Here is a 2,913-nt window from a genome sequence, read left to right as displayed (position 1 = left end):
CTCGGCGTCGGCGAAGGTCATCTGCTTCATCGGGAAACTCGGTGGGTGGGGTCGCGGTATTTTGCCAAATCAGAAAGTCTTTTTCAGAGTTTCCCTAGTCGTGCAGGTATCTCTACTGCGGTTGTGGTTGATGGATGTTCATACGTTTTTGATTGTGGTATGGGCAGTATTCGTAACTACCGGTCTCATTGTACTTGGGATCAATTAAGAGCGATTTTCATAACCCATCACCATTCTGATCATATTTATGATCTGGGTTCGTATCTGCTTACCGGCTGGCAAGTGCCGGGAGAGTCCTTTAGTCAACCGATTCACGTCTACGGACCCGCTAAACCGCCACGTGTACCCGTCCTGCATACTCATGGCGATCATCTTGTCGTGCCCGGTTGCTGTGGTGGAGATCACCCGATGGTCGGTACTGCTGATATCGTGGATGCGTTGATCAACAAGGTTTTTGCGTCTGACGTAGCCATTCGCATGGCCGACGAAGGGCGTTCCAGCCCCAATCAGTGGGTTTATGGCCACGACATTGAGGTGCCGGCCGAAGCCAAGGCTGATCCCGTGCTAGCCCGTCATCCAGTCATGGATCCTTTTGTGGTTTATCGAGACGCGCAAGTCGTTGTTTCGGCCATTCTGGTGGACCACCGTTTATGCTACCCAGCTTTTGGCTTCCGCATTGACAGTAAGTACGGATCGGTAGTGATTTCCGGTGACACGACTTACTCGGAAAATTGCATCCGCCTGGCCAAAGGTGCCGACATGCTTCTGCATGAGGTCATCGATCTGGACGCGATCCTGGCCACTTTTCCAGAAGGGCCTGCCCGCGAAGGAATCGCCGTACACCTTGAGGAGTCTCATACTTCATACGAGCAGGTGGGAAAAGTGGCCCAGGCGGCTGGTGTCAGTCAATTGATTCTGCATCATATCGTACCCAATGTGCCGGGCGCGGCTGACATCGAAAAAATGCTCCGGGCCGCCCATCGTGACTTCAGCGGTAAGGTTTTTGCGGCAGAGGATAACGACAGCTTTCGCGTAGGTAGCAATATTAACGCCGCATCCTTGAGCGAAGTTTCGCACAGCTCTGAAAACGTAGGGGTGTGCGTATGACGGAGTTAACTCAAACTGCTTATCCGCCTCACACATTGCGGGCGGCGCTCGCTTCGGGGCAGATGAATCGCCGCGCCTGGCTTATCACCGGGATGCTAGTGATTTTTCAGATGATCAACTTTGCCGATAAGGCCGTTTTGGGATTGGTTGCTGAGCCTGCCATGCGTGAACTCGGTTTATCCGCGAGTGAGTTCGGTTTTATCGGCAGTGCGTTTTTCTTTCTTTTCGCCGTTAGCGCAATATGGGTCGGCTTTCTTGCGGCTAAGGTGCCGACCCGATGGATTCTGTTGACCATGGGGGTGCTTTGGTCGGTCTTGCAGTTTCCGATGTTGCTTGGTGGAGGCGCTGCAGTATTGCTTGTAACCCGGATAGTGCTTGGTGCTGCCGAAGGGCCTGCGATGCCAATTACCCTGCACCATGTACACGGCTGGTTTCCAGCCAGGGAGCGCGGTTTGCCTAGCACTCTGGTGGCGATAGGCTCTACCTTGGGGCCGATTTTTGCAGCGCCAATCCTTGCCTATATCATTGCCCATCCGCAGTGGGGTTGGCGCTGGGCATTTGGTTTCCTCGGTCTCGTCGGCTTGATTTGGTCAACATTATGGCTGGTGATCGCCAAAGAAGGCCCCTACAGTCATATCAAGGGTAAGCATCAGGAGGGCGCTCTCCGCGCAGAAGGTGCGAAACACCAGGCATCTCCCAAGGATCGAGCCAGCATTGCCGAAAAATCGGACAGTCTTAAACACGTCCCCATTTTTCGGGTTTTTTCCTCCAGTATGTTCATCATCGCGACACTCGCCGGTGCAGGTTGCTTTTGGGCTCAGGGCTTCCTGACAACGTGGTCGCCCCGTTACTTGAGTGCGGTAGTGTCGCTTTCACCCGAAATGGTGGGGCTAGTGTCTACCTTTCCGTGGTTGTTCGGCGCACTGACTCTGGGTGTGTTGGGTTATGCGTCTCGCGTAATGATGAGATGCGGCCTATCGGTTTACTTGTCATTGGGCGCATTGTTCGGTTTCGTCTTGATCTTGTCCGGGGTCTGCTTCCTGATTCTTCCTCACCTGGAGGGATACGCTGCGGTCTCCTTGCTGGTTATTGCCGCAGGACTGGCTATGACCTTTCCCCTCGCTCCGACGGCAGTGGCCTTTTGCGTCGCCTCCAAACAACGTGGTGCAGTCATGGCGACTCTGACTGCCATTGCGTCTCTAGGGGGCATCGTGGCGCCGGTTATGGTCGGTATGTTGATGGAGCGTGCAGGTTACGTGCAAATGGTCAAAGGCGGGCCACAGACCTTGGAAATGAGCAAACGGTTGGCCGAAGGGATGAACGCTTCTTTCGACTACATTGGTTTTTACTTGGTGACAGTAGGCCTTATCAGCATCTTCTGTCTAAATCCCGACCGGACGGCGAAGAAGCTTCAGCAGTACTTTACTTAAGGGCACGGCGAACACGCCAGCGGCAGGCGTCCATCCGCCGTCTCGTGATTACGCCCAACCGCCGCTGGCAGAGTTCAACGCAAGCCAGAGGTTGCCTTGGTTTATGCGTATTGCCGGCGGACTTTTTTATTACTTGCCTTACCTGTCTGGTCGCGCCTTCCACTGATCCGGTAAAGCGAGCAGGATTTGTGTCAGGGGGCGACGAGCTCGATAGTTGGGTGTGGGACTTTTCTATTTTTTCAGCAAGTGGTCATAAAAATAACAATGCGGCTTAATGGCCTGGCTTGTTGGCGCTGATTTAAAACTGACCCACCCTGCCGATTGAAAATTGACCCAGGACGGATTGCTGATTTTTGCCCCAGCAATTGTGGATAAG

The 2,913-nt window shown here is 53.7% G+C and carries 2 protein-coding genes; both read left to right on the top strand.

Annotated features, from left to right (window positions below; all coding sequences use genetic code 11):
* On the top strand, nucleotides 1-1,107 hold a 1,107-nt coding region (locus AO268_RS03665), incomplete at its 5' end, for an MBL fold metallo-hydrolase (protein WP_257154329.1).
* Nucleotides 1,104-2,537 (top strand): MFS transporter, encoded by a 1,434-nt coding sequence (locus AO268_RS03660; RefSeq protein ID WP_099167928.1) that lies wholly within the window; start codon nucleotides 1,104-1,106, stop codon nucleotides 2,535-2,537. The genes AO268_RS03665 and AO268_RS03660, both read left to right, overlap by 4 nt.
* Nucleotides 2,538-2,913 lie beyond the last annotated feature (376 nt).

It is taken from the genome of Pseudomonas sp. ICMP 8385 (genome assembly GCF_002699915.1).
GTDB classification, from domain to species: domain Bacteria; phylum Pseudomonadota; class Gammaproteobacteria; order Pseudomonadales; family Pseudomonadaceae; genus Aquipseudomonas; species Aquipseudomonas gessardii.
Note: the sequence above shows the minus strand (reverse complement) of the source record. Positions and strands in the feature narration are given on the sequence as shown.